General features: G+C 67.2%; 21 protein-coding genes, 1 tRNA gene and 1 pseudogene. 16 read left to right on the top strand and 7 right to left on the bottom strand.

Annotation, left to right across the window (positions count from 1 at the left end; all coding sequences use genetic code 11):
* The first annotated feature begins 81 nt into the window (after nucleotides 1-81).
* A complete protein-coding gene (locus U742_RS0106785) occupies nucleotides 82-972 on the top strand; it encodes a PhzF family phenazine biosynthesis protein (protein ID WP_248310289.1) in 891 nt (296 codons plus the stop codon).
* A gap of 42 nt (nucleotides 973-1,014) precedes the next feature.
* On the opposite strand, the gene U742_RS0106780 is transcribed toward U742_RS0106785, so the two are convergent.
* On the bottom strand, nucleotides 1,015-1,494 hold the full coding sequence (locus tag U742_RS0106780) for an MmcB family DNA repair protein (protein ID WP_029351340.1): 480 nt from the start codon (nucleotides 1,492-1,494) through the stop codon (nucleotides 1,015-1,017).
* Between the two features lie 253 nt (nucleotides 1,495-1,747).
* Between U742_RS0106780 and U742_RS0106775 the strand changes: the two genes are divergently transcribed.
* Both U742_RS0106775 and U742_RS0106770 read left to right on the top strand, forming a co-directional pair.
* A complete protein-coding gene (locus tag U742_RS0106775) occupies nucleotides 1,748-2,395 on the top strand; it encodes a chromate transporter (RefSeq protein WP_081852871.1) in 648 nt (215 codons plus the stop codon).
* Nucleotides 2,396-2,432: 37 nt separating this feature from the next.
* Complete coding sequence (locus U742_RS0106770) at nucleotides 2,433-2,963, top strand: chromate transporter (RefSeq protein WP_029351337.1); 531 nt, start codon at nucleotides 2,433-2,435, stop codon at nucleotides 2,961-2,963.
* A gap of 57 nt (nucleotides 2,964-3,020) precedes the next feature.
* Here the strand turns inward: U742_RS0106770 and U742_RS22460 are convergent, their stop codons facing one another.
* Entirely contained in the window at nucleotides 3,021-3,992 is a 972-nt protein-coding gene (locus U742_RS22460) for a DUF937 domain-containing protein (RefSeq protein WP_051660923.1), read from the bottom strand.
* A 196-nt stretch (nucleotides 3,993-4,188) separates the two neighbouring features.
* Here U742_RS22460 and argB point away from each other — a divergent pair, with 196 nt between their 5' ends.
* The 5 genes from argB (at nucleotide 4,189) to dapE (ending at nucleotide 9,138) form a co-directional block, all read left to right on the top strand.
* On the top strand, nucleotides 4,189-5,124 hold the full coding sequence (argB, locus tag U742_RS0106760) for an acetylglutamate kinase (RefSeq protein ID WP_029351333.1): 936 nt from the start codon (nucleotides 4,189-4,191) through the stop codon (nucleotides 5,122-5,124).
* Nucleotides 5,096-6,103, top strand: a complete 1,008-nt coding sequence (locus tag U742_RS0106755; protein WP_029351331.1) for a DUF1036 domain-containing protein — start codon at nucleotides 5,096-5,098, stop codon at nucleotides 6,101-6,103. The genes argB and U742_RS0106755 overlap by 29 nt, the downstream gene beginning before the upstream one ends.
* A 54-nt stretch (nucleotides 6,104-6,157) precedes the next feature.
* A complete protein-coding gene (locus U742_RS0106750) occupies nucleotides 6,158-6,922 on the top strand; it encodes a pyrimidine 5'-nucleotidase (RefSeq protein ID WP_051660922.1) in 765 nt (254 codons plus the stop codon).
* Between the two features lie 47 nt (nucleotides 6,923-6,969).
* Complete coding sequence (gene dapD, locus U742_RS0106745) at nucleotides 6,970-7,824, top strand: 2,3,4,5-tetrahydropyridine-2,6-dicarboxylate N-succinyltransferase (RefSeq protein WP_029351327.1); 855 nt, start codon at nucleotides 6,970-6,972, stop codon at nucleotides 7,822-7,824.
* Between the two features lie 126 nt (nucleotides 7,825-7,950).
* Entirely contained in the window at nucleotides 7,951-9,138 is a 1,188-nt protein-coding gene (gene dapE / locus U742_RS0106740; protein ID WP_029351325.1) for a succinyl-diaminopimelate desuccinylase, read from the top strand.
* A gap of 27 nt (nucleotides 9,139-9,165) precedes the next feature.
* Here the strand turns inward: dapE and U742_RS23515 are convergent, their stop codons facing one another.
* Entirely contained in the window at nucleotides 9,166-9,459 is a 294-nt protein-coding gene (locus U742_RS23515) for a porin (protein ID WP_156034156.1), read from the bottom strand.
* Nucleotides 9,460-9,559: 100 nt separating this feature from the next.
* Between U742_RS23515 and U742_RS0106730 the strand changes: the two genes are divergently transcribed.
* The 3 genes from U742_RS0106730 (at nucleotide 9,560) to U742_RS0106720 (ending at nucleotide 10,823) form a co-directional block, all read left to right on the top strand.
* Nucleotides 9,560-10,006, top strand: coding sequence for an NUDIX domain-containing protein (locus U742_RS0106730; protein WP_029351319.1), 447 nt, complete (start codon nucleotides 9,560-9,562; stop codon nucleotides 10,004-10,006).
* Complete coding sequence (locus tag U742_RS0106725) at nucleotides 9,996-10,418, top strand: TIGR02301 family protein (RefSeq protein ID WP_248310288.1); 423 nt, start codon at nucleotides 9,996-9,998, stop codon at nucleotides 10,416-10,418. Before U742_RS0106730 ends, U742_RS0106725 begins: the two co-directional genes overlap by 11 nt.
* Nucleotides 10,419-10,550: 132 nt before the next feature.
* A complete protein-coding gene (locus tag U742_RS0106720; protein WP_029351315.1) occupies nucleotides 10,551-10,823 on the top strand; it encodes a hypothetical protein in 273 nt (90 codons plus the stop codon).
* A 45-nt stretch (nucleotides 10,824-10,868) separates the two neighbouring features.
* On the opposite strand, the gene U742_RS0106715 is transcribed toward U742_RS0106720, so the two are convergent.
* On the bottom strand, nucleotides 10,869-11,336 hold the full coding sequence (locus U742_RS0106715) for an Lrp/AsnC family transcriptional regulator (protein ID WP_029351313.1): 468 nt from the start codon (nucleotides 11,334-11,336) through the stop codon (nucleotides 10,869-10,871).
* A 167-nt stretch (nucleotides 11,337-11,503) separates the two neighbouring features.
* On the opposite strand from U742_RS0106715, the gene U742_RS0106710 reads away from it, so the two are divergent.
* Nucleotides 11,504-12,061, top strand: coding sequence for a cysteine dioxygenase (locus U742_RS0106710; RefSeq protein WP_051660921.1), 558 nt, complete (start codon nucleotides 11,504-11,506; stop codon nucleotides 12,059-12,061).
* 228 nt (nucleotides 12,062-12,289) lie between these two features.
* On the opposite strand, the gene rpsU is transcribed toward U742_RS0106710, so the two are convergent.
* Nucleotides 12,290-12,532: a 30S ribosomal protein S21 gene (rpsU, locus tag U742_RS0106705; RefSeq protein WP_029351308.1), complete on the bottom strand. Its 243-nt coding sequence runs from the start codon at nucleotides 12,530-12,532 to the stop codon at nucleotides 12,290-12,292.
* Between the two features lie 379 nt (nucleotides 12,533-12,911).
* On the opposite strand from rpsU, the gene U742_RS0106700 reads away from it, so the two are divergent.
* Together U742_RS0106700 and U742_RS23755 are read left to right on the top strand one after the other, a co-directional pair.
* A tRNA-Arg gene (locus tag U742_RS0106700) sits at nucleotides 12,912-12,988 on the top strand.
* Between the two features lie 126 nt (nucleotides 12,989-13,114).
* Nucleotides 13,115-13,315 (top strand): hypothetical protein, encoded by a 201-nt coding sequence (locus U742_RS23755; RefSeq protein WP_029351306.1) that lies wholly within the window; start codon nucleotides 13,115-13,117, stop codon nucleotides 13,313-13,315.
* A gap of 249 nt (nucleotides 13,316-13,564) precedes the next feature.
* Here U742_RS23755 and U742_RS23750 read toward each other — a convergent pair.
* Nucleotides 13,565-14,647 (bottom strand): annotated as a pseudogene (locus tag U742_RS23750) (recombinase family protein); the annotation flags it as partial.
* 480 nt (nucleotides 14,648-15,127) lie between these two features.
* On the opposite strand from U742_RS23750, the gene U742_RS0106680 reads away from it, so the two are divergent.
* Nucleotides 15,128-18,964 (top strand): AAA family ATPase, encoded by a 3,837-nt coding sequence (locus U742_RS0106680; protein WP_029351300.1) that lies wholly within the window; start codon nucleotides 15,128-15,130, stop codon nucleotides 18,962-18,964.
* A gap of 254 nt (nucleotides 18,965-19,218) precedes the next feature.
* A complete protein-coding gene (locus U742_RS0106675; protein WP_029351298.1) occupies nucleotides 19,219-20,478 on the top strand; it encodes a hypothetical protein in 1,260 nt (419 codons plus the stop codon).
* On the opposite strand, the gene U742_RS0106670 is transcribed toward U742_RS0106675, so the two are convergent.
* The coding region (locus U742_RS0106670; protein ID WP_029351296.1) for a DUF3363 domain-containing protein at nucleotides 20,475-22,571 on the bottom strand (2,097 nt) is incomplete at its 5' end. The two genes, U742_RS0106675 and U742_RS0106670, sit on opposite strands and share 4 nt — an antisense overlap.

Raw genomic sequence — 22,571 nt, 5'->3', positions numbered from 1 at the left:
CCATTAGAGGGCTGGCCGGGCAGCATGCCCGGCGCCTTGCGAGGCCGGGCCGGCGTTGCTACGGCAGGCGATGAGGAGCCGATGCCGATGCTGCTGAGCTACCAGACGGTCGATGTCTTCACGCGGACGCGTTTCGGCGGCAATCCGCTCGCGGTCGTGCTGGACGCCGACGGCCTGACGACCGAGCAGATGCAGGCGGTGGCGCGGGAGTTCAACTATTCCGAGACGAGCTTCGTGCTGCGCTCCGTCGATCCCCGTCACACCGCGCAGATACGCATCTTCACGCCGACGACGGAGGTGCCTTTCGCGGGCCATCCGAATGTCGGCACCGCTTTCGTGCTGGCGAGCCTGGAGGGAGCCAGTGGGGCGGAGGAATTCGTCTTCGAGGAGAAGGCCGGGCTCGTCCGCGCGCGCATCCTCCGTGATGCCGGGCGCGTCGGCGAGGTCCGCCTGACCGCCCCGCAGGCGCTCCGCGTCGGCCGCACATTTGATCCGGCCGCGGTTGCCGCCTGCCTGTCACTGGCGCCCGGCGACATCGCGACCGGTGTCCACCAGCCCAGCATCGCCTCCGTCGGCCTGCCCTTCCTCGTGGTCGAGATCGCCTCCCGGGACGCGCTGGCGCGGGCGGTGGCGCAGCCGGCCGCATTCTCCGATATCCTGCCATCCGACGGCGCCGATGCGATCTACCTCTATTGCCGCGCGACGGCCGAGCGCGACGGCGCGGTGGATTTCACCGCCCGGATGTTCGCACCCTTCGACGGGCTGCCGGAGGACCCGGCGACCGGAAGCGCGACGGCGGCCACCTGCGCCCTGCTGGCGTCGATGGAGAAAACCGCGATTCGCCGCTTCGAGGTCGCGCAGGGCATCGACATGGGACGCCCGAGCCTCATCTCCATCGATGTCGCTGGAACCGATCCGGTGGAGATCGGCGGCTCCTGTGTGCCGGTGATGTCGGGGACGCTGGTTGTGTAGCCGGCGCCGCCGCCGTGCCTGCCCGGCGCGGGCCGCCTCGCCTCACAGGTCGATGCCGCGCATCGCCTCGGGGTCCATCAGCGCGATCATCCGCCCCGCCGCGGCGCGGGCGAGGCGCAGCGTCATGGCGCGGCGCGTCGCCGCCGGCATCGGGTGGTGCGGGGCGGCGCGCATCAGCGCGGCGCCGAAAGCGTCGGCGGTGAGGATGCCGGTGTCCTCGGGCAGGATGTCGAGCGGGAAGTCCGGCGCCACCGCGAAGAACAGCCGGTCGCAGAACAGCCGGTACTCGTGCCATTTGTGGTCGGTGCGGAAATCGATCACCGACGACTTGATCTCGACGATCCAGATCTCGCCGCGCGGGTCGAGCGCGGTGATGTCGGCGCGCCGGCCGGAGGCGAGCGGCAGCTCCGGCACGCCGGTGAGGCCGGAGGCCACCAGATAGCGCAGCGCGCCGCGCTGGATGGCGCGCGCCATGTCGGACTGCCGGCCGTCGAGCGGCACCACGAGAGGGGATTCGATCATGCCGCCAGTCTAGCGGGCAAGGCGGCGAAGCGGAATTCGGTCCTTAACGGCAGCGCTGCCGGTATGGAAGGGCGGGTGTCGACAATTCCCGCGGAAAGACGGCCTTCGGCGCGTGAAATGTCTTCCTTTTTCGCCCGGGACTCATCTATAGCGGGGCCACGTTTCGTGCAGTTCCCTCCCGTGCATCTCCGCCCCGCGTCCCGTCCGGTCGCGTTTCCGGCCGGATGCCCGCCAGCCAGCCGACACGAGCCCGATGCCGCGTGATCCAGAGCCAGCCCCGGATGCGCCCGCCCGTCGGAGCGATCCGGGCGGCCATGAGACAAGCGGCCATGAGACAAGCGGCCATGAGCGCGCGGGCCTGGCGCCGCCGCCCTCGCTCGCCGCGCTGTTTCTCGGCTTCCTCGGCATCGGCGTGATCGCCTTCGGCGGCGTGCTGCCGATCGCCCGCCGCGCGCTGGTCGAGAAGCACCGCTGGATCACCAACGAGGAATTCACCGAGCTGCTCGGCCTCTCGCAATTCCTGCCCGGCCCCAACATCCTGAACTTCACCATCGTGCTCGGCTCGCGCTTCCACGGCATTCCGGGCGCGGCGTCGGCTTTTCTCGGCCTGTCGCTGGTGCCGATGGTGATCGTCATCACGCTCGGCTGGCTGTTCGACCGCTATGCCGATATCGGCGCGGTCTCCAACGCCATGGCCGGCGTCGCGGCGGCGGCGGCCGGTCTCGTGCTCGCCATGGCCGGCCACATCGCCGCGCCGCTCTGGCGCAACCCGACGCTGCGCGCCAGTGCCATAGCGGTCGCGACCTTCCTCGCCATCGGCGTGTTCGGCGTCCGCCTGCCGGTGGTGATGCTGATCGTGGCGCCGCTGTCGGTCGCGCTCGCCTGGCGGGCGCTGCCATGAGGTGCGGCGGGTTCGGCGACGTGGTGAGGGAAGGCTGATGCAGGACGACAACCCGCTCGGCGCGCTGGCGCTGAACTTCCTCATCCTGTCGCTGCTGGCGGTGGGCGGCGCCACCGCGGTGCTGCCGGAGATGCACCGCCAGGTGGTCGAGACCGCCGGCTGGATGACCGATGCCGAGTTCGCCCGCGCTTTTGCCGTGGCGCAGGCGGCGCCGGGGCCGAACATCCTCGTGGTGACGCTGATCGGCTGGCACGTAGCCGGCGTGACCGGCGCGCTGGTCGCCACCTTCGCCATGTGCGCTCCGGCGAGCATCCTCGCCTATGTCGTCGGCGGCGTCTGGCACCGCTTCCGCCACGCCAAATGGCGGCGTGCCATTCAGGTCGGGCTGATGCCGATGACGGTGGGTCTCGTGGCGGCTGGCGGCTTCCTGCTCGCCGAGGCGACGGCACGCAGCTATGGCGCGGTCGCCCTCACTTTGTCGTCGATGGCGATATTGCTGTTCACCCGCATCAGCCCGCTATGGATGCTGGCGGCGGGCGCCGCCGCCGGCATGCTTGGGCTGGCGTGAGCGTGGGCTAGAGCCCTTACCGATCAGGTACATGCTCTGGCCGCGCCGGCCGCCGCCTCAGCGGCGATTATTGGTGAACTGGTCGAAAATGTCCTGGAACGGCTGAAGCCGCGGGTCGCCCGTGCCGTCGCTTCCACCCGGAGAGGCGCGCCCGGAACCGGCGCCGCCCGCGGCGCCGCCGCCGAACATGCCGCCAAGGATGCTGCCGAGCAGATCGCCCATCGGGTCGCTGCCAGGCTGCGTCCGGCGGGTGGGCTCGGCCGGCTGGGTGTCGTCCAGCGAATCGTCGCGCCCGGCGGGGGAGGCCCGTCCGCCGCCCAGCATGCCGCCGAGTATGTCCTCCAGCGGATTGCCGGAGCCCGAACCGGAGCCGCCCTGCGGCGCCGCGCGCCCGCCCCCGAGCATGCCGCCCAGAATGTCCTCGAGCGGATTGCCCGATCCCTGCTGGCCGGAAGCCCCGCCACCTGTCGCGCCACCTGCCGCGCCACCGCCGAACATGCCGCCGAGAATGTCGTTGAGCGGATTGCCGGAGCCCGCATTGGCGTTGGCATTGCCCTGCGGGGCGCTGCGTCCGCCGCCCAGCATGCCGCCGAGCAGGTCGCCGAGGCTGCCGCCGCCGCTCTTCATCATGCCGCCCAGCACCAGCGCCGCGATCGCCGGCAGCATCTGCTTGAGCAGTGCCGAGCTGAGCCCGGTGGTGGCCGCCGCCTGCGCCGCCACGGCGCGGCTGACGTCGGGCGAGCCGAACATGGCGGCGAGCGCCTCGGTGCCGGCCGGCTTCAGGTCCGCGCCGGCGCCGAAGGCCGGGTTGTCGAAAGCCTGCGCATAGGGGTTGCGGGCCATGGTGCCGAACAGGTCGGCGAGGCCCTGCGGCGTCTGCATGTTGCGCTGCAGGCCCACCGCGAAGGCGGGAAGCATCGCTTCCACCGCCTGCTGGGCCTGGCTGTTGGAGATGCCGTAGCTGCGCGCGAGATTGTCGATGAACTGACCCTGCTGCGCCTGGGCGAGCAGATCCTGAAGCTGGTACATGGTTCCCTCCCGGACACGCCGGTTTCATTTGTGAGCTTAGAGCAATAGGCCGGAAGCGTCACCGTCCCGTGGCGAGGAATGCCGGCCGTCGCGATCGTGACCGCATCCCGGCATGCTGCTGTCGCAAAGGCCGTTCAACTTTCACGGAACATGCTCTAGAAGGTCTGGCCCGCCGGCCGATCACGGATTCCCCTCGATGAGTGCTTCCACGCTTCCCGCTTCCGCGCCTTCCGCCGCCAGCGAGGCGCCGCTCGGCGACGCTCATGCCCAGGCGCGCGTCCTCGTGCAGGCGCTGCCGCACATGCAGCATTACGACGACGCCATCGTGGTGGTGAAATATGGCGGCCACGCCATGGGCGACGAGCAGGTGGCGCGCGACTTCGCGCAGGACATCGTCCTGCTTGAGCAGTCCGGCGTGAACCCGGTGGTGGTGCATGGCGGCGGCCCGCAGATCGGCGCCATGCTGGCCAAGCTCGGCATCAAGTCGGAATTCGCCGCCGGGCTGCGCATCACCGACAAGGCCACCGTCGAGATCGTCGAGATGGTGCTGGCCGGCTCCATCAACAAGTCGCTGGTCGGCTTCATCAACGGGGCCGGCGGCAAGGCGCTCGGGCTCACCGGCAAGGACGGCAACATGGTTGTCGCCACCAAGGTCACGCGCAGCGTCATGGACCCGGATTCGAACGTCGAAAAGGTGGTCGATCTCGGCTTCGTCGGCGAGCCTTCGAGCGTCGACACGACGGTGCTCGACCAGATCCTCGGCCGCGAGCTGATCCCGGTGCTGGCGCCGATCGCGGCGGGCGAGGACGGCGGCACCTTCAACGTCAACGCCGACACCTTCGCCGGCGCCATCGCCGGGGCGCTCGGCGCCAAGCGGCTGCTGCTGCTCACCGACGTGCCGGGCGTGCTCGACGCCGACAAGCAGCTCATCAAGGAACTGAGCATCACCGAGGCGCGGCGGCTGATCGCCGACGGCACCATCTCGGGCGGCATGATCCCCAAGGTCGAGACCTGCATCTATGCGCTGGAGCAGGGCGTCGAGGGGGTCGTCATCCTCGACGGCAAGGTGCCGCATGCGGTGCTGCTGGAGCTGCTCACCGACCATGGCGCCGGCACGCTCATCCGCCGTTGAACTGATGCGGCTCGGCCTCGCCGCGCTGGCGGGGCTGCTGCTCGGGGCGGGCGTCTCGTCCGCCCGGGCCGACCTCTCCATCTGCAACCGCACCTCCTATGTCGCCGAAGCGGCTCTCGGCATCGAGCAGGGCGGCACGCGGGTAACGCGCGGCTGGTTCCGCGTCGAGCCCGGCGCCTGCCGCATGGTGCTGCGCGGCGAGGTGGTGGCCGAGCGCCTCTATCTCCATGCCCGCGCGCTGCCGCTCTACGGCACGGTGACGATGACCGCGCGGGGCACCGACCTGTGCACCGGCCTCGGCGATTTCCTCATCAGCCCGGCGGATGCGTGCACCGGCATCGGCCAGGCCATGCTGCCCTTCGCCGAGGTCCGCCCGACCGCGAGCGGCGAGGGGCTGGCGCTGAATCTCGCCGAGGCCAACGACTATGACGGCGAGCAGGCCCGGCTCGCCGCCCTCCAGCGCCTGCTCGACCTGCTCGGTTACGATCCCGGCCCGATCGACGGCACCTCCGGCGCGCGCACGGACGCCGCGCTGGCCGCCTTCCTCGACGACCGCAAGCTGCCCGCCGCTGCCGCCGCCGATCCCGATCTCATCCAGCGCATGCTGCAGGCGGTGCGCGCCGGCGAGGGCACCGGCCTCGTCTGGTGCAACGACACCGGCACCCCGGTCATGGCGGCGCTGGCCCGCGAGGAGAAGGGCGGCATCCTCGCCAGCGGCTGGTGGCGGATCGAGCCCGGCCGCTGTCTGCGCCCGGAGCAGGCGGACGGCGCCCCGATGCCGCTCTACAGCTATGGCGTGACGGCGGAGGGCGAGGGCGCGCCGCGCGTCTGGGGTGGCGACAAGGTGCTCTGCACGCGTGCGGCCAAATTCGAGATCCGCGAGCATTCCGACTGCCGCGCGCGCGGCCTCGACGCGACCGGCTTCGCGCCGGTGGCGCTCTCGCCCCGCGGCGCAGCGACCGTGCGCTTCGGGCGGTGACGGCTCGCGAAACCTTGCCTCGCCGTCGTCGGCACGTTGCGCTAGAAGGTCCCCATGTCCGACATCGACCTCCCCAACGCCGACCTGCCCAATAGCCTGCGCCCGTCCGCCGCCGTGGACTTCGCCCACGTCGAGACCTGGGTGTTCGACCTCGACAACACGCTCTATCCGCCGGGCCTTGACCTGTGGCGGCAGATCGACCTCAGGATGCGTTCCTACATCGCCGGTTTCCTCGGCCTGTCGCTCGACGATGCCTTCGCACTGCAGAAGGACTATTACCGGCGCTACGGCACCTCGCTGCGCGGGCTGATGATCGAGCACGGCATGGACCCGGACCCGTTCCTCGCCAACGCGCATGACATCGACCTGTCGACGCTCGCCCCGGCGCCGGAGCTGGGCGAGGTGCTCGGCGCCCTGCCGGGGCGCAAGCTGGTCTACACCAACGGCTCGCGCGGCCATGCCGAGAACGTCCTGGCCAAGCTCGGCATCTCCGACCGCTTCGCTGGCGTGCACGACATCGTCGCCGCCGAGTTCCATCCCAAGCCGCAGGAGGCCGCCTATCGCCGCTTCCTCGCCGCCCACGACGTGGCGCCGGAGCGTGCCGCCATGTTCGAGGACCTCGCCCGCAACCTCGAAGTGCCGGCCCAGCTCGGCATGCGCACGGTGCTGGTGGTGCCGCGCGGCCTCGCGGTGAGCCCGGCCGATCGCGAGGCCTGGGAGCACGAGGGGCGCGACGGCGCCCATATCGACCACGTCACCGACGATTTGACGGCGTTCCTCGCCGGTCTTCTTCCCGCGGCGGGCCAGCCGGGGCGTTGACAGACGCCGCGCGCGACCGGACAAGTCGCGCCGAAAAGGAGAGCGTCATGTCGCGTGACTCGCAAAGCCAATTGCAGACCATCGTCGATCAGGCCTTCGAGGACAGGGCTGAGATCAATTTCGAGACCGGCGGCGAGATCCGCCACGCCGTGAACGAGGCCCTCGCGCTGCTCGACGCCGGCAAGGCGCGCGTCGCCGAGCAGGGCGCCGACGGCACCTGGACCGTCAACCAGTGGCTCAAGAAGGCGGTGCTGCTCTCCTTCCGCCTCAACGACATGGCCCCGATCGACGGCGGCCCGGGCGGCGCCCACTGGTGGGACAAGGTGCCCTCCAAGTTCGCCGGCTGGGGCGAGAGCGACTTCCGCAGCGCCGGCTTCCGCGCCGTGCCGGGCGCCATCGTGCGCCGCTCGGCCTATATCGCGCCGAACGTCGTGCTGATGCCCTCCTTCGTCAATCTCGGCGCCCATGTGGGCGAGGCGACCATGGTCGACACCTGGGCGACGGTGGGAAGCTGCGCGCAGATCGGCGCGCGTGTGCATCTGTCCGGCGGCGTCGGCATCGGCGGCGTGCTGGAGCCGCTGCAGGCCGGCCCGGTGATCATCGAGGACGACTGCTTCATCGGCGCCCGCTCGGAGGTCGTCGAGGGGGTGATCGTGCGCAAGGGCTCGGTGCTCTCGATGGGCGTGTTCATCTCGGCGACCACCAAGATCGTCGACCGCACGACCGGCGAGGTGTTCGTCGGCGAGGTGCCGGCCTATTCGGTGGTGGTTCCCGGCTCGCTGCCCGGCAAGTCGCTGCCCGACGGCACGCCCGGCCCGTCGCTCTACTGCGCGGTGATCGTGAAGCGCGTCGACGCGCAGACCCGCTCCAAGACCTCGATTAACGACCTGCTCAGGGATTGAGCGACTTCGGGCGTTGACCGTCATCCCGGCCGAAGCGCAGCGTAGAGCCGGGATCGCTCTCCAGTTCTGACGCAATCCCGGATCGGCCTTGCGGCCGTCCGGGATGACGATGATGGGAAAGATCGCATGACAAAGTCGGCACTGCCCGCGGCAGACCCCGTCGCGATCGCCCGCGCGCTCATACGCTGCCCGTCGGTGACGCCGGAAGAGGCGGGGGCGCTCGACTATCTGGCGGGCCTGCTGGGCGACCACGGCTTCGCCGTGCACCGCGTGCGGCTCACCGCGCCGGATACGCCGGATGTCGAGAACCTCTATGCGCGCTTCGGCACCAAGGGGCCAAATCTCTGCTTCGCCGGCCATACCGACGTGGTGCCGCCGGGCGACGAGGTGCATTGGCGCTTCCCGCCCTTCGAGGCGGCGATCCATGGCGGCATGCTCTACGGGCGCGGCGCGGTCGATATGAAGGGCGGCGTGGCGGCGAGCGTGGCGGCGGCGCTCGACTACATCGCCGCCCAGGACGGCGCGATCCCCGGTTCGATCTCCTTCCTCATCACCGGCGATGAGGAAGGCCCGGCGATCAACGGCACCGAGAAGCTGCTGCGCTGGATGGCCGACCGCGACGAGCGCATCGACCATTGCGTGCTCGGCGAGCCCTCCAGCCGCGCTGCGCTCGGCGACATGGTGAAGATCGGCCGGCGCGGCTCGCTCTCCGGCACCATCACGGTGCACGGCCGGCAGGGCCATGTCGGCTATCCGCACCTCGCCGAGAATCCGGTTCCCGGCATGGTGCGGCTGCTCGCCGGCCTTTCCGCCGAGCCGCTCGACCGCGGCAGCGAGCATTTCCAGGCCTCGAACCTCGAGGTCGTCTCGGTGGATGTCGGCAATCCGGCCTTCAACGTCATCCCGGCCGAGGCGCGAGCGCGCTTCAACGTGCGCTTCAACGATCTGTGGATGCCCGGCACGCTGCGCGCCGAGATCGAGCGGCGCCTCACCGCGGCGGCCGGCAACGAGGTGCGCTGGTCGGTCGATTTCGTCGAGCGCTCCAGCGACAGCTTCCTCACCGCGCCGGGCGAGTTCGTCGATCTGGTGGTCGCGGCGATCGAGGCGGCGACCGGGCGCCGGCCCGAGCTCTCCACCACCGGCGGCACCTCGGACGCCCGTTTCATCAAAGACTATTGCCCGGTCATCGAGTTCGGCGCGGTGGGCACCAGCATGCACGCCGTCGACGAGGCGACTCCGGTCGACGAGCTCGCCGCGCTGGCGCGCGCCTATCACGGCATCATCGCGCGCTATTTCGAGACCTTCGGCCGCTGAACGGGCCGAAGGCCGCCCGTCGTCGCTTCACTGCGACCGGAGCGAAGAGCCCCACGTGTTGCTGCCGGCGCCGGTGAAGCCGTATTTCTGGGTATAGGCGTCGCTTCTCGCATAGCCGCCGACCTTGATGCAGGTCGACGAGCCGGGCGAGCGCACGAAGCCGGGGCCGTAGGCCGCGCACGCACGGTCCTGCGTGCTGCTATTCATGCCGATGTCCTTGTTCACCTGGGCCGCCGCCGGCCCGGACGCGGCCAGGAGTAGCGCCCCGATCGCCGCCCCGAGACACCCCACTCCCGTCACGCCCCGAAATTTCCGCTGCATGCGGACCTCCCCAGTGATTCCATCGGCGAGCTTCAGGCCCGATTATGGCGCGATCCCGGCACCGCCGGTCCTTGGCCACGCTATCCCCAGGAAGTTGCAGATGCGCCACCCTGCCGTGCGTCCCGTTCTAGCGGTCTCGACCGCTGTGTTTCGCGAGGGAAGGGTGCTGCTGGCGCGGCGCGGCGCCGCGCTCGGCCGCGGCCTCTGGTCGCTGCCCGGCGGCAAGGTCGAGCCGGGCGAGACGCTGGCCGAGGCGGCCGCCCGCGAGCTCGCCGAGGAGGTGGGGGTGGCCGGCGCCATCATCGGCGTCGCCGGCGCACTGGACATCATCCGCCGCGACCCGGCCGGGGCGCTGGAGGCGCATTACGTCGTGGTCTGCCACGCCGCGCATTGGCGGAGCGGGGAGGCCTCGGTCGGGCCGGAGGCAGCGGAGACCGGCTGGTTCGCGCCGCACACGCTGCCCGACCCCCGCACCATGACCGACGGCCTTGCCGGCATGATCGCCGCGGCCGCCGCACTGGCTGGGGCGAGCGGCGATGGCGCTTGACCGCATCGGCGCCGAGGCGCAGGAACGGGCCATGCGCGTGCTCGTCTGTGCTGTCCTCCTGCTGGCGTCCCTGCTGCCCGCCGCCGCCCAGCAGACCGAGGGCGCCCCGCCGCCCTATGAGGCGGACCTCATGCATCTCGCCGAGATACTCGGCGCGCTCCACTATCTGCGCCCGCTCTGCGGTGCCCCCGAGGGCACGCGCTGGCGCGACGAGATGCAGGCGCTGATCGACGCCGAGCAGCCCTCCGACAGGCGCCGCGGCCAGATCATCGCCAGCTTCAACCGCGGCTATTCGAGCTATGGTGAAGTCTACCGCGCCTGCACCGATTCGGCGGCGATGGCGAGCCGGCGCTATCTCGACGAAGGCGCCCGCCTCTCGCGCGACATCGCGGCCCGCTACGGCAGCAATTGACGAAAACACACATCGAGTTTTTGTCGAATGCGCCCGTGCGCATTAACCTTCTCTCAAAACTTGGCCCGGCCGGCGGCGTGGGCATGCTATGTTTTGATTCGGGCGCGCGGGGAGCGCGCGGAGGTCAAGCATTTGTCGAACGTCCCCGATCTGCTACTTCGCCAAGGCGAAACCGACCAGGCGGTGGAAGACGAGCGCCATGCCGCCCTCGCCTATCTGGACGAGGCTTGGAACGAGGCGGTCTATGACGGCCTCGACGAGGACTGCCTCGCCCAAGCGGCGCTGTTCACCGCCATCCGCTCGCTGGTCGCCACCTATGGCGAGGAAGCCGCCGCCGGCTTCGCCAGCCGTCTCGCGGACCGGATCCGCGCCGGCGAATACACGGTGCCGCTGAACCGGCAGTAGCAGCCCGCGTCCCGCGCAAGGCATCGCGCAGGCGCGCGTGTACGCTCAGCGGCGCGGCGCGTAGGTCAGCGGAATCTCGGTGGTGTTCTTGAGCTCCTCCATGGCAAACATGGATGTGACTTCCGTCAGTTCGACCTTGCTGATCAACTGCTTGTACAGAGCGTCATAGGCCGCGATGTCCGGCACCACCGCCTTGATCAGGTAGTCGATGCCGCCGGCCAGCCGGTAGAACTCCAGCGCTTCCGGAATGTCGTTCAGCGCCTTGTGGAACTGCTCGAACCATTCCAGTCCGTGCCGGCTCGTGCGGACGGCGATGAAGACCGTCACCCCGACATTCAGCGCCTTGCGGTCGAGCAGCGCCACGCGTCGGCTGATGACGCCCTGCTCCTCGAGCCGCTGAATACGGCGCCAGCACGGGGTCGACGACAGGCCGACCCGATCGGCGATGTCGGCCGTCGAAAGCGATGCGTCCTGCTGCAAGATGGCGAGGATGCGCCTGTCGTGGTCGTCGATCACTGCCATGATGAGATAATTATCGCGCAAAATAGCGCCGGATTGGAATGGATTTCCCATTCAAAGCCAAAACTCAGGGACATTTGCAACAACATTTCTGCGGATGGGGGTAAATTATATCCAGTTGGCCGGAGCGCGGACGCGCTCCTTTCGCTTCGGAGGACATCATGGCGCCATCACCCCGATTCGCCGGCGAGGCACATGCGTTCAACAATGAGGGCCCGATGCTTCCCGAGCTTGCATTCCGCGAGCTGAGCCGGGTGACGAGCGCGCTCGGCAACGCCTATCTCGATCATGCCCGCGCGACGCTCAACACCATCATCGCCCGTCCGGATCTCCTCGAGGGCGTCGCGCTGGAGCGCAATGGCCAGCGTTATACGCGCACCCTGCTGTTCGGCGACAGCCAGATGAGCGTCTGGGCGATCCTCTGGCCGCCGGGCGCAAAGACCTCGATCCACGACCATCACTGCTCGTGCTGCTTCGGCGTGGTGCGGGGCACACTCAGCGAACTGTGGTTCCGGCCGGTCGATGCCCGGCAGGTGGCCGTCGAGGCGATCGCCCGCCGCGAGAAGGGCTTCGTCGCCGCCATGCTGCCGTCAGGCCCGAACATCCACCAGATGGTCAATGAAGGGACCGAGGACGCGCTGTCGGTTCACATCTACGGCTTCGACCACACCCGGCACGAATCCTCGATCCATGTCGAGTACGAACTGGCGGCGCAATAGCCCTCGCCGGGTCGCAGCCGCAGGAGTACGCGCCCTAACGGGCGCATCCTGACCAGTCGTGTTTCATTTTCGCTTCGGTCGCCGGGCGACAACCCAGCACGGCGGCCGGACGCCGGCCCAAGCTCCAGGCTCGTCAAACGACAAAAGCGCGGCCGGAGGGCTCCGCCGCGCTGTTCGTCTCATATGCCGGCGGCCCCGTTCGAGGCCGTCCGTCGGGCGTGCCGTGTCTCAGCCGCGGCCGGGGGTGGTCGGCTTCGGCTTGGACGGCAGCAGGCCTTCGCGCTGGGCGCGCTTGCGGGCCAGCTTGCGGGCGCGGCGCACGGCCTCGGCCTGCTCGCGGGCGCGCTTCTCGGACGGCTTCTCGTAATGGCCGCGCAACTTCATCTCGCGGAAGATGCCTTCGCGCTGCATCTTCTTCTTGAGCGCCTTCAGCGCCTGATCGACATTGTTGTCCCGGACGAGAACCTGCACGTGTGTTCCTCTTCGAGGCCTTCGCCTGCCGCCTCCGCGCCAGAGCGAAAGATGATGATGAATGCGTTGCGACCGCGCCGGCGGGCCCGAGGCCCGGAGGCTGAACGATCAAGGTGTGGCGACTTAGCAGAATGGCCCCCGCTTGTCCACCATGCGCCGCGCAAACGGGCGCGCCCCGCGCGAACGGATCTGCCGGCGCGTAGGCGGACCTGCCGGCGGCGTGCAGACAAACCGCCGGCGGCGCGCAAGCAGGCTTGCTGGCAGCGCATTAACCGACCGGCGGCGGCACACGGACAAACCGCCGGCGGTGCGCGAGCACGCTGTTGCCGCCGCCGGGCGGTTCGACTATGAAGAGCCGGCGTGTTTCCACGCCACGGTTGCACCCGTAGCTCAGCTGGATAGAGCGTTGCCCTCCGAAGGCAAAGGTCGCACGTTCGAATCGTGCCGGGTGCGCCACTTCGGTACAAAACTGCGAACGCCGTTCGCCGCCGCTCCTACGCTTGATGCGGCAGTCAGCGTGCGCAGAAGGTCCGACTTGTTCCCCATCAACCGAATCTCCGACTTGCTCACCACCTCGACGCGTTGAGCGAGCGCACGAAGGTGATCGCGGTGATATTCACCGGGTTCCGTCCGCAGCTTGGCCCGAGCAACCTCGGCAAAGCGCTTGAGGCTGTCAGCTGTGACCTTCGGGCCGATCCGCTCGACCGCCGCTTGCGCGCGCTCGGCGTCGGCCTGGGCCTGGTCGCGAATCGCGGTCAGCTCGGCGATGCGGTCCTTCAATGAGAGATCGGCCATGTTGATGAGGCCGTTTTCGATCGCCTCATAAAGGCGCTTCAACTTAGCCTCGGACTCCGTCGCCCGCTTGTTGAGCTCGGCGATGTGGTTGCGCCGCCGCTCGACCCATTCCTCGCGCCGATCAAGAAGCTGTTCCAGAAGGACAGACAGGCGTTCGGGATCAAGGATGCGCCGCTCCAGATGGTCGATGACGGCCCGATCGAGCCGATCCATGCGGACAGCAAGGCCCTTGCAACCGGTCTTGCCCATGCGCGCCGTGGTCGAGCAGGCATAGTAGCGATACATGCCGCCGGAGCTGCCCTTGCCGGTCCGCAGCGTCATGGCGCCGCCGCAGCTAGCGCAGAAGCAGATGCCAGTCAGAAGCGTCGGGCCGCTCACCTCGCGTGGCGGCGTCCATTGCGGGCTTCGCGCCTTAAGGTTCGCCTGCACGGCACGGAACTCTGCCTCGGTGATGATCGCAGGGACCTGGGCGATCGCATGCTCGGCTTCCGGTTTGGGGGCTCGGGTCTTGTGGTCCCGCGTGTTGAACCGATGCTCCCCGATATAGGTGGTTCGGGTCAGGATCTGATGGACGGAAGCGATCCCCCAGCGCCCGCCATCGCGGGTGCGGATGTTGCGCTCATTGAGGTAAGCGGTGATCGATTTGATCCCCATCGGGCTGCCGTTGCGCTGCGGATCACCCGTCAGGGCCAGCCTGTAGATCAGCCGCACCGTGTCGGCATGGATCGGATCGATCTCCAGCTTCTTCTTGACCTTGGAGCCGCGTTGACCGGCGATCACGATGCGGTAGCCGATGGGAGGGCGTGAGCCGTTCCAATAGCCCTGACGGGCATTCTCCTTCATCGCCCGCAGGGTGTGCTTCGCATTCTCCTTGGACTGGTACTCATCAAACAGCGTCATGATCTGGCGCATCATGACGCTCATGGGATCATCGCCGAGATCCTGGGTGATGGAGATCAGCCGCACGCCGTTCTTGGCAAGCTTGCGGACATAGAACTCGAACTGGAACTGATCGCGGAAGAAGCGCGAGAAGCTGTGAACGATGATGACGCCGAAGGTAGCGGGCTTGGTCAGCGCGGCGTCGATCATAGCCTGAAAGGCGGGGCGTCGGTCATCGGTGGCGGTATTGCCGGGTTCGACGAACTCCGCGACCCGCTCCCAGCCCTTCGCCTGGCAGTAGTTCTCGATCTGCCGGCGCTGGTCAGGAATGGAGAGATCGCTATCAGCCTGTCGCCCGGTCGAAACCCGCAGATACAGTGCGGCCCGTTCCGCGACGCCGGTTGTAGCTCCTACATTCCGCTCTGCTGCATGTTTGGCCACGTCCAGCGTCTCCTCTCACGGAAGAGGGCCGAACAGCTCGTCGAGCACCTCTGCGAAGTGGGCTTCAATGACCCGCAGCTCGGCTTCCGTTATCGGCAGCACCTCGGGCCAGTCATCGGTTACGTGGATTCTAGCACGCGCGGATTCGATGGGGCTCGGATTATCAGCAGGCCGTGGCGTCTCTCTCGCGTAGGCGTAAAGGTCCCGCGGCAATGTGCCGGGTATCGCACGGACGCGTGAACATCGACCTCGGATTCGACATTTGGGCATCTCGCCAGTCTGGATGGCTGACGGGCTTCACGAAATAGCCGTTACGCACGCTACAGCATTCTGCATCCGCCGGGCGAATGAGCCGTGTCGGCTAGATCGGCCTCGCCGACCATTCTCCGCTGTCCATGGGTCAGCCGTGCGCACGAAGCCTGACTGAGGGGTAGATTTCAGGACGTTTTCGCCTCAGGGTTGCCCTTGAGGGGCGGGGCTATGGATCGACTGACTAAACTCGAAATCCAACGCGCGCTACTTGGCGGGCGAGAGGTCGGCTGGAAGAACGGTGCAGGCAAGCGCGAAGCCATAGAACTCAAGAGCGCGGGGCAGCGTCGACTGTTCCAGTATCTGCTGCAGGCCAAGGTTCGGCAGGCCAAAGATATTCCCGACGAGTTTGTCTCAGGCCTCGCGGAGGCCTTTGCTGCCGAAAGCGACCCGGCTGAAAACGAGGCGGCTACGGCTCCAACTGCGCCTACCGGTCCTTGGCGGATGCACAAGATCGAGACTGAGGGGTTCGGGGGGCTGAACACGTCCAACGGCCCGCCCTTCGTTCAGGAGATCGATGGCGAGAGTTTGATCCTGCAGGGGCCGAACGGCAGCGGTAAATCCTCGCTAGTCGGCGCGATCCTTTGGGCGTTGACGGGCGAACGGCCGCGCGATCACTCCGATGCTAATCCTTCGGAGCGCGCAGAGGTGTATGGTGATGATGACCGCCAGATTGGAACCTGGCCGCCACTTGCCTGCTATCCCAACACACCCGCAGGTTTGTCGGCCGACCCGTTTGTCAGCGTCGCATTAACGTTCAAGGATAACGCGGGAGTGACGGCGCACGTCCGCCGTCAGCTTAAAGACGGAGTTGTCACGTCTTCCATCAGCCCAGCCCTGGCGGTGCCGGACGTTCTCATCGAGACCGGTCTGCTGATGCCTACCCGAATGCCGCAGATCAGGTTCGCCAAGGGGCCGACGCAACTCACCAAAGCGGTACAGTCGCTCACCGGCCTCGATGAGCTCGTCGAGCTGGGCGCATTTGTTGATGGTCTTTGCAACAAGGGGCGCGAGTACCTCTCGACGAACTCCAAGCTGCACGCCGCCCAAAAGCAAGTGTTTGACGCGGCAATAGCGGACGTTTTGCGGGTCCTTAAACCCACCGGCGAAACCGTGCCGGCTTTCCAGCCCAAAGCGACGGACGACAAGGATGGGGACTTCGCTAAGCTCGGGGCCCGGCTGAAGGAACGGGCGGCTGAGCTAACAAAGGTCATCAGCGAGGACCTGGTCTCTGGCCTCGATCTGGCTAAGCAACAAACACAACTCGACGTCGCCGGAGCCATCTCCGGCGCGCGCGAGGACATAACCGGAGGCCTTGCCGAGCTCAGCACGTGGAAGACGCTGTCGCAGATTGCTACGGCGTTCAACGATGATACCAGCGCGATTTTACAGACGACGGTTCGTGAAGCCGAGGATGCTCTGGCCGATGCGCTGAAGCTTCATGACCGGAGTCAGCAAGACACACGGCTGCAATTGAAGGCCCTCGGAGCGCAATGGCACCAATCGCACAGGGGAGCGGCTGAACTCACGGACTGTCCCCTTTGCGACGAGCCGCTGCGCGAGGCGACGCTAAAGGCGGAACTGGACGAACTACGCCGCGCCGGCGAATCGGCGACCCGGCAGTTGTCCGACAATCTCAACGCTATTCTGGCCAAATTGGATGAGGCGGTGCCTCCAGCCCTTGCCGGCAAGCTGGTCAACGTCGCCTCTCTGACACCTCGCCAAGCGCTGCTTGCCGACCTTAGAACGAGGTTCGTCGAACGGCCGCGCTTCAAAAATACCTTAGCCACGTTCACGCAACTTGTGACGGACGTATTGGCACAGGCGCCGGCGAACGAATTGGAGCTGTTGGCGACCGCCACGGAGAACACGGACCCGGCGCGCGTTCTTCGAGCCCGCATTTCGGCCGTCCGCCGTCTTGAGGAAGTGCGACGGTGGCGAGCGGAGAACGCACCTCTTTGGGAGGCCTGGTGGCTGGACGCGGTAGGATCAGCACAGACGGAGACTGAGCGGGAGGCGGAAGCCGAAAGGACGCCGCCACGCCCGGAGACCTTCTCCGAACACCTCACACGGTTGTCCAATGCTGTCAGTGAAACCGAGCCGTATCGAGCCGCCGCTGAGGCTTTAGGGCGCGCCTGGACGAGTGGCCGTAAGGCTCGAACCTACGAAAAGGAGCAGGAGAAGCGCCAGGCCATCGCTGACAACCTAGCTCCGCTCAAGGCCTTAGGCGCACTGTCGGAGGCGCAGACACGGCTGGCGATCGACTCCCTGTCGGGGGACATCGCGGAAATCCTCAAGCGACTGCACCTGACGGAAACGCTCGGCTTCAAGGGTGCCAACCTTGAACGCAAAGCAGGGCTGCAGGTGCGCGGGGGCTTTGTCGAGGACTTCAAGATTGATGCGACGTTGGTGGCGAACACTTCGTGGCTTCGGTCTGTCTTGTGGGCATTCCTGTTCGCTTTGCGCCAAGAGGCTGTCAAACAACTCGGCGGCGACTCTCTGCCTTTGCTGGCTCTGGACGATCCCCAAGCCACCTTCGATGTCGAGCACCGTCATCGTTGGGCGCAAGAGATTCTCCGCCTGCAGAAGTCAACGCCGTCGGCTCAGATCATTCTCGTCACCCACGACGAGATATTTTTGGAGCTTATTCGCGTCGACGGCGTCGAAGGGCGTGAGGGCATCATCGTTTCGGCGGGGCCAGAGCTGAAGCAAGTTGGCATTTTCGAGGGCGCTTCGCTGGACCGGAGATGGGCGAGATGCCAAGCGGAAAAAACGTCAATCGCCGCGCAAGACTATATTGGTGCGGTACGCATCTACGTCGAGGGCCTGTTGCGCTTGATGCTGAGGGGCCATGCCGCCGACGTGAGCTGGGCAACCCATGGATTTGTCATGGGTGCGGCGCGCGACAAAATTCGCGAGTTGCATTCCAACAAACTCGCCCCCTGGGACAAAACCGAGTTCAAGCGTCTCATAGGACAGCTCGACATCGGCATTCCGGCGATCAAGTACATGGAAATGGCGCACCACTCCGGCCGGGTAAACCTTCACATGGGTGAGGCTGAGACGGTTGAGGTGCACTGGCGTAAGGAACTCGCGCAAGCCCTCAGGCGAGCCTTCCAGCTCGCGCGCGACCACCAACTGATCCACGGCGGGCTGCGAGCGCTCCACGCCGCCGAACCTGACTGCGCTCTGCCTGAGGGCTACAGCGCCAAGGTTAAGAGCCTGCGGCTCCACATGCTCGGCCGAGCCGCGGCCCTGACGGGCGGGCGCGTCGCTGATGGACGATTCGAACTAGACATGAGCGCAGGCGTGCAGAACCCATTGGTGCTCGGTCGACATCTCGCCTTCCGACTCAACGCACCGACGCTGGAGCCCGTCGCGCGCAAGGGCGACGTCCTCCTGGTCAAACAGGTGGGCGAGCCGTCGGAGCGGTCCTTGGTCATCGCCCGGTGCGAGGACCGGGTTGTCGCGCGCCGCTTCGAAGTAGCGGACAATCACAGTGATCTCGCGGTGCTCACGGCCCAGTCGGTGAGCCCTCGTCAGATCGCCTCACCCATCGTCGTCAAGAGGGCAACTTTGGAGCTGCACAAGGTTGTTGGGGTGCTGTTCGACTTTGGACCATCCAATCCTGGCCAGGAGGGGGAGGTCTGCGACTGCGGTGGAGAGTCGGTGATCGGTCGCTACGCCGCCGAGATCAAAGGTCTCGTTGAGGTGATGGGCGATAGCGCCGAACCCATCGCGCTCGACGGACAGATGCTCATGATCGGTACGCCCGTATCTGCCAGCGACGCCCTCGCGCAGCTCGATGGCCGGCCGGTTATCGCCAGCAACATGGCCGGGGAGCGCTACTTCAAGCGCCTGCGTCGCGCCGAGAATGACACGGTTGTCCTCGAAAGCCTCGAGATCAGCGGGGACTTCGCCCCAGTGGTCCTCACCCACAACACGGGTGCAGCGACCGACTTGAAGGAGGTCTGGCCTGTCCACGGAGTGCTCTTTGAACGGCCATAGCAAGAGGGCTTCGGAGGCTTAGCCTTCGTTTCGCCTTACGCGATGGCCAACCTCTGCCGGTCCACCGCCGCTGGGTCAAGGCCGTAGCCGCGTGAGCGGTGGCGCGAAGCGCCGGCCTTGATGCGGCTGCGGCGGACCGGCCTACTGGTTCTTCGCGAAAGTTATTTTCTGTGAATGGCCTTGGTCGGCTGGCGGGAGATGTCATCGATCAGCGATAGATTGCGGGCTTCCATTTACATTGCTCGCATATCCGCATGATTGCCCATATCACCCGCCGCGAGATGTACGATCTCGTTTGGGCCGAGCCGCTTGACGCCGTCGCCGGCAAGCTCGGCCTTTCGCATTGGCGACTGCGGGACTTATGCGTCCAGCATCGCGTGCCGCTGCCGACGGCGGCCTATTGGCGAGACAAGGCGGCCGGCAAGAACCCGAGGCAGACGATCTTTGCCTCCTCGGCCGATCCTGCTGTCGAACTCATCAGCCTCGATCCGACGAGCCCGTCAGATCCCGTCATCGAGGAGCGCCTCGAACGGGGGCGCAAGGCAGCGATCGCACCGCGCCGGCTGATGAAGCCACGAGAGCCGAACACACGGACGATCGAGTGGAGCCGGATCGACAAACCCCACACGGCCGTATCGCTGACCGCCCATACGCTGCGCCGGGCCAAGCCGGATCATGACGGCATCATCGCGATTAGCGGGGAAGGCCTGCTGTCTATGCGACTGGGAGCCGGTTCGGTCGAGAGGGCGATCTTCATTCTCGACAGCATCGCGCGCGGGATGGAGGCGCGGGAAATTTCCTGCACCCTCGCGGGCAAGCACGTCGAAGTTCGCCGGGGCGTCGACAAGGTGCCCTTCATCCTGGCGGAGACGATAAAGCGCCGAAAGCACGATCCGACGGTCAATGAGTTGAAGGCAGAGGAGCGCTATCGGCGCTCGGCTCGCTACCGTGATTGGGATTTCACCTACGAACGCCAATATCCCGAGTTCGATTATATCCCGACCGGTGAGCTGACGATCTCCATTGAAGCCTGGAGCATGGACCAGCGCCGACGCAACTGGCGGGACAACAGCCGTGCGACCCTGGAAGCCCAACTCGACTCTATCATCGAGGAACTCCATGGCTGGATCGATTACCGGCGTGATGACCGCCTCAAAGATGAGCGCAACGCACGCCTCCGCCGCCGCGCGGAGGAAAACCGGACGCGGACAGAGGCGCGCACGAAGCGCGAGGAGGAACGCGACGAACTGCTCGACGAGATCGTCGAGATGGGCCGCAAGGCCGAACAACTGCGCTCCTGGATCGCGTGGGCGGCGAATATCGAGGATGCCGAGACGCGGCGCATGCTGAGTTGGGCGCGCCAGCGCCTTAGCGAACTGGAGCGTGCGCTCGATCCCGCCTCGTTTGGCGATTGGCTGCGCGAGCGCACGCTGTTCCCGGAAGTCGATAAGTTCGCGCCTCTGCCGGCCGATCCCGATCTGGAGACGCCACCGCCGCAGGTTAGCCCGACTTAAAGCCCCAGCCCTCGATTACGGCCGAGGCTCCACTCGACCCCGCCATCGCGGGAGACGCCGGAGATGTGCCGGCCGATCTGCCTCTCCAGCACGGGCTGCCACGGCACGAGCTGGAATCCGAGACCGTCGTCGATCATGGCGAAGCGCCCGCTGACCAGATTGACTGAGCCGGCGAGCCGGCCGGACACATACTCGCCCGGTTGGCTCGGGGTGTAGGCAAGGCCGCGCTCCGCCGCCATGGCCCGGCCAACGCGCTCCACCTCGACCGCTTCAAGTCGGACGAGGATGTCGCGCGGCGCACGGACGTTGCCGTTCTCCAGCCGCACGGCATGGCCCTGGTCGACGAGGCTCTGGCGGCGGCGCTCCAAGGCGTCGCTCACCTCACGGCCAAAGCCGACGTCGGATAGCTCGGTGCGCTGGCGGGAGGCTAGTTCCCGATCGAGCCAAGTGGCGCCATCACTGGCGACCTGCTGGTCAAGATCGAAGGTGGAGAGCGTGCGGACCGCGAAGTCCTTCCGCCCGGTTCGCGCATCGTGGGCGATGCCGCGCTCGGGGAGATCGTCCGGGATCTTCCAGCGATCCGCGTCGATGCGCTCGACATGGCCGGCGCGGCGCAGGGCTTCCAGCCGGCGTACATGGGCGCGGATGAACGCGTCCGGATCGCCGCGCTGCTGCTCGATCGTCGGGCGTGCGAGTTCCAAATGCTCGCTCGGCCGATAGATGCCGCCGCTCCTCTCACCCATGGTGGCGATGTTGAGGTCCGCCGGGCGTGGATCGGACTTTGTCGGCAGCGGGTCGAGCGCGACGATATGGCCGCGCTTTATGTCCTCCAGTCGGGAGGCGTCGCTGGTCTCGACATGATGGGTGCGTCCGTCCACGCCATCGATGACCAGATAGAACCGCTCGCCCATCTCATCGCCCGCCAATCCCTTGTCGAGCACGCGGCCGATGAGGGCATGCGAGATGCGGCTGCCATGAGTGACGTATTGCGCGGCGCCGCGCTTCTCCGCGAGCCCGTGATCGGCCAGTGCGCGATGCATGGTGCGCAGGATGTCCTCGCGCTCGCCCATCGCGCGGAGCGTGCTTTCGGCCCGCTCCGCGATGCTCCAGCGTCCCGGCTCGATCTCCTCGGCGATGCCGAAGCTCTCCAGCCTCTTCACCCGGTCGATGAGCACATGTCGGTTGGTCCGCACGAGATAACTCTCGCCAGCGTCCGGCCGGAGATCGAGGATGCCGTGTTCACGCTGCTCGGCGATCATCATCCGGTCAAGCCGAGTGAGACGGTCGGCGTCCACCTCGTGGCGCAGCTTGTTCTGCAGCTCGACCTCGGTCTGCGGGCCGAGCTCCAGCGTCATCAGCTCGCTCGCCCGGTGGCGGATGCCATGGGCGATGTAGTCACCGGCGATGTTGAGGATGCGGCCATCATTGAGCACGCCGCGCACGAGAACATGGCTGTGCGGGTGGCCGGTGTTGTGATGATCGACGGCGATCCAGTCGAGCTTGGTCCCGAGGTCATTCTCCATGTGCTGCATCAGGTCACGGGTGAAGCGCTTCAGGTCGCCGAGCTCGGCGGCATCCTCCGGCGCGACGATGAAGCGGAACTGGTGACGATCCTCACCACTCCGCTCGACGAAGGCCCTGGTGTCGACCTCGTCACCAAGCGCCGAGTAGGCGCGCCCCTTCTCGCCGTCGCGGGTCACACCGTCGCGTTCGAGATAGCGCAGATGAGCCCCTACCGCGCCAACCGAGACCGCGCCGCGCATCTTCGGGCCGCGCGCGCTCTTCCCCTTCCCGGCAAGCTTCACCACCCGCGCCTTGACCACGACGCGGCGGGAGCGGAACCGGCCTGAGGAACCCGACTGCCACCCACCACTGTCACGCGGCAGCGACGCCATCACCTTGGCGCCACGTCCCCGCGCATTGAACCGACCGCTGCCGCGTCCTTCACGGGCGAAGACACCACCCGACCGAGCGCCGCCACTGGCCTGGCGCGCGGCGATCAGCGCCTGCTGGACGAAGGGCAGCTCGTGGGTCTTCAGCCGCGTCCCCCGGCTTCGCGGCCGGCCCGGCTTGATGCGGAAATCATCCTCGTC

The organism is Allobosea sp. 117 (assembly GCF_000702305.1).
GTDB lineage: Bacteria > Pseudomonadota > Alphaproteobacteria > Rhizobiales > Xanthobacteraceae > Ancylobacter.
This window is presented reverse-complemented; position numbering and strand designations above follow the sequence as displayed.

Excerpts from the sequence above, each read along its gene's own strand:
- U742_RS0106785 (WP_248310289.1), top strand. The coding sequence starts at position 82 with ATGCCGATGCTGCTGAGCTACCAGACGGTCGATGTCTTCACGCGGACG.
- U742_RS0106780 (WP_029351340.1), bottom strand. The coding sequence starts at position 1,494 with ATGATCGAATCCCCTCTCGTGGTGCCGCTCGACGGCCGGCAGTCCGAC.
- U742_RS0106775 (WP_081852871.1), top strand. The coding sequence starts at position 1,748 with ATGCCGCGTGATCCAGAGCCAGCCCCGGATGCGCCCGCCCGTCGGAGC.
- U742_RS0106770 (WP_029351337.1), top strand. The coding sequence starts at position 2,433 with ATGCAGGACGACAACCCGCTCGGCGCGCTGGCGCTGAACTTCCTCATC.
- U742_RS22460 (WP_051660923.1), bottom strand. The coding sequence starts at position 3,992 with ATGTACCAGCTTCAGGATCTGCTCGCCCAGGCGCAGCAGGGTCAGTTC.
- argB (WP_029351333.1), top strand. The coding sequence starts at position 4,189 with ATGAGTGCTTCCACGCTTCCCGCTTCCGCGCCTTCCGCCGCCAGCGAG.
- U742_RS0106755 (WP_029351331.1), top strand. The coding sequence starts at position 5,096 with ATGGCGCCGGCACGCTCATCCGCCGTTGAACTGATGCGGCTCGGCCTC.
- U742_RS0106750 (WP_051660922.1), top strand. The coding sequence starts at position 6,158 with ATGTCCGACATCGACCTCCCCAACGCCGACCTGCCCAATAGCCTGCGC.
- dapD (WP_029351327.1), top strand. The coding sequence starts at position 6,970 with ATGTCGCGTGACTCGCAAAGCCAATTGCAGACCATCGTCGATCAGGCC.
- dapE (WP_029351325.1), top strand. The coding sequence starts at position 7,951 with ATGACAAAGTCGGCACTGCCCGCGGCAGACCCCGTCGCGATCGCCCGC.
- U742_RS23515 (WP_156034156.1), bottom strand. The coding sequence starts at position 9,459 with ATGCAGCGGAAATTTCGGGGCGTGACGGGAGTGGGGTGTCTCGGGGCG.
- U742_RS0106730 (WP_029351319.1), top strand. The coding sequence starts at position 9,560 with ATGCGCCACCCTGCCGTGCGTCCCGTTCTAGCGGTCTCGACCGCTGTG.
- U742_RS0106725 (WP_248310288.1), top strand. The coding sequence starts at position 9,996 with ATGGCGCTTGACCGCATCGGCGCCGAGGCGCAGGAACGGGCCATGCGC.
- U742_RS0106710 (WP_051660921.1), top strand. The coding sequence starts at position 11,504 with ATGGCGCCATCACCCCGATTCGCCGGCGAGGCACATGCGTTCAACAAT.
- U742_RS0106680 (WP_029351300.1), top strand. The coding sequence starts at position 15,128 with ATGGATCGACTGACTAAACTCGAAATCCAACGCGCGCTACTTGGCGGG.
- U742_RS0106675 (WP_029351298.1), top strand. The coding sequence starts at position 19,219 with ATGATTGCCCATATCACCCGCCGCGAGATGTACGATCTCGTTTGGGCC.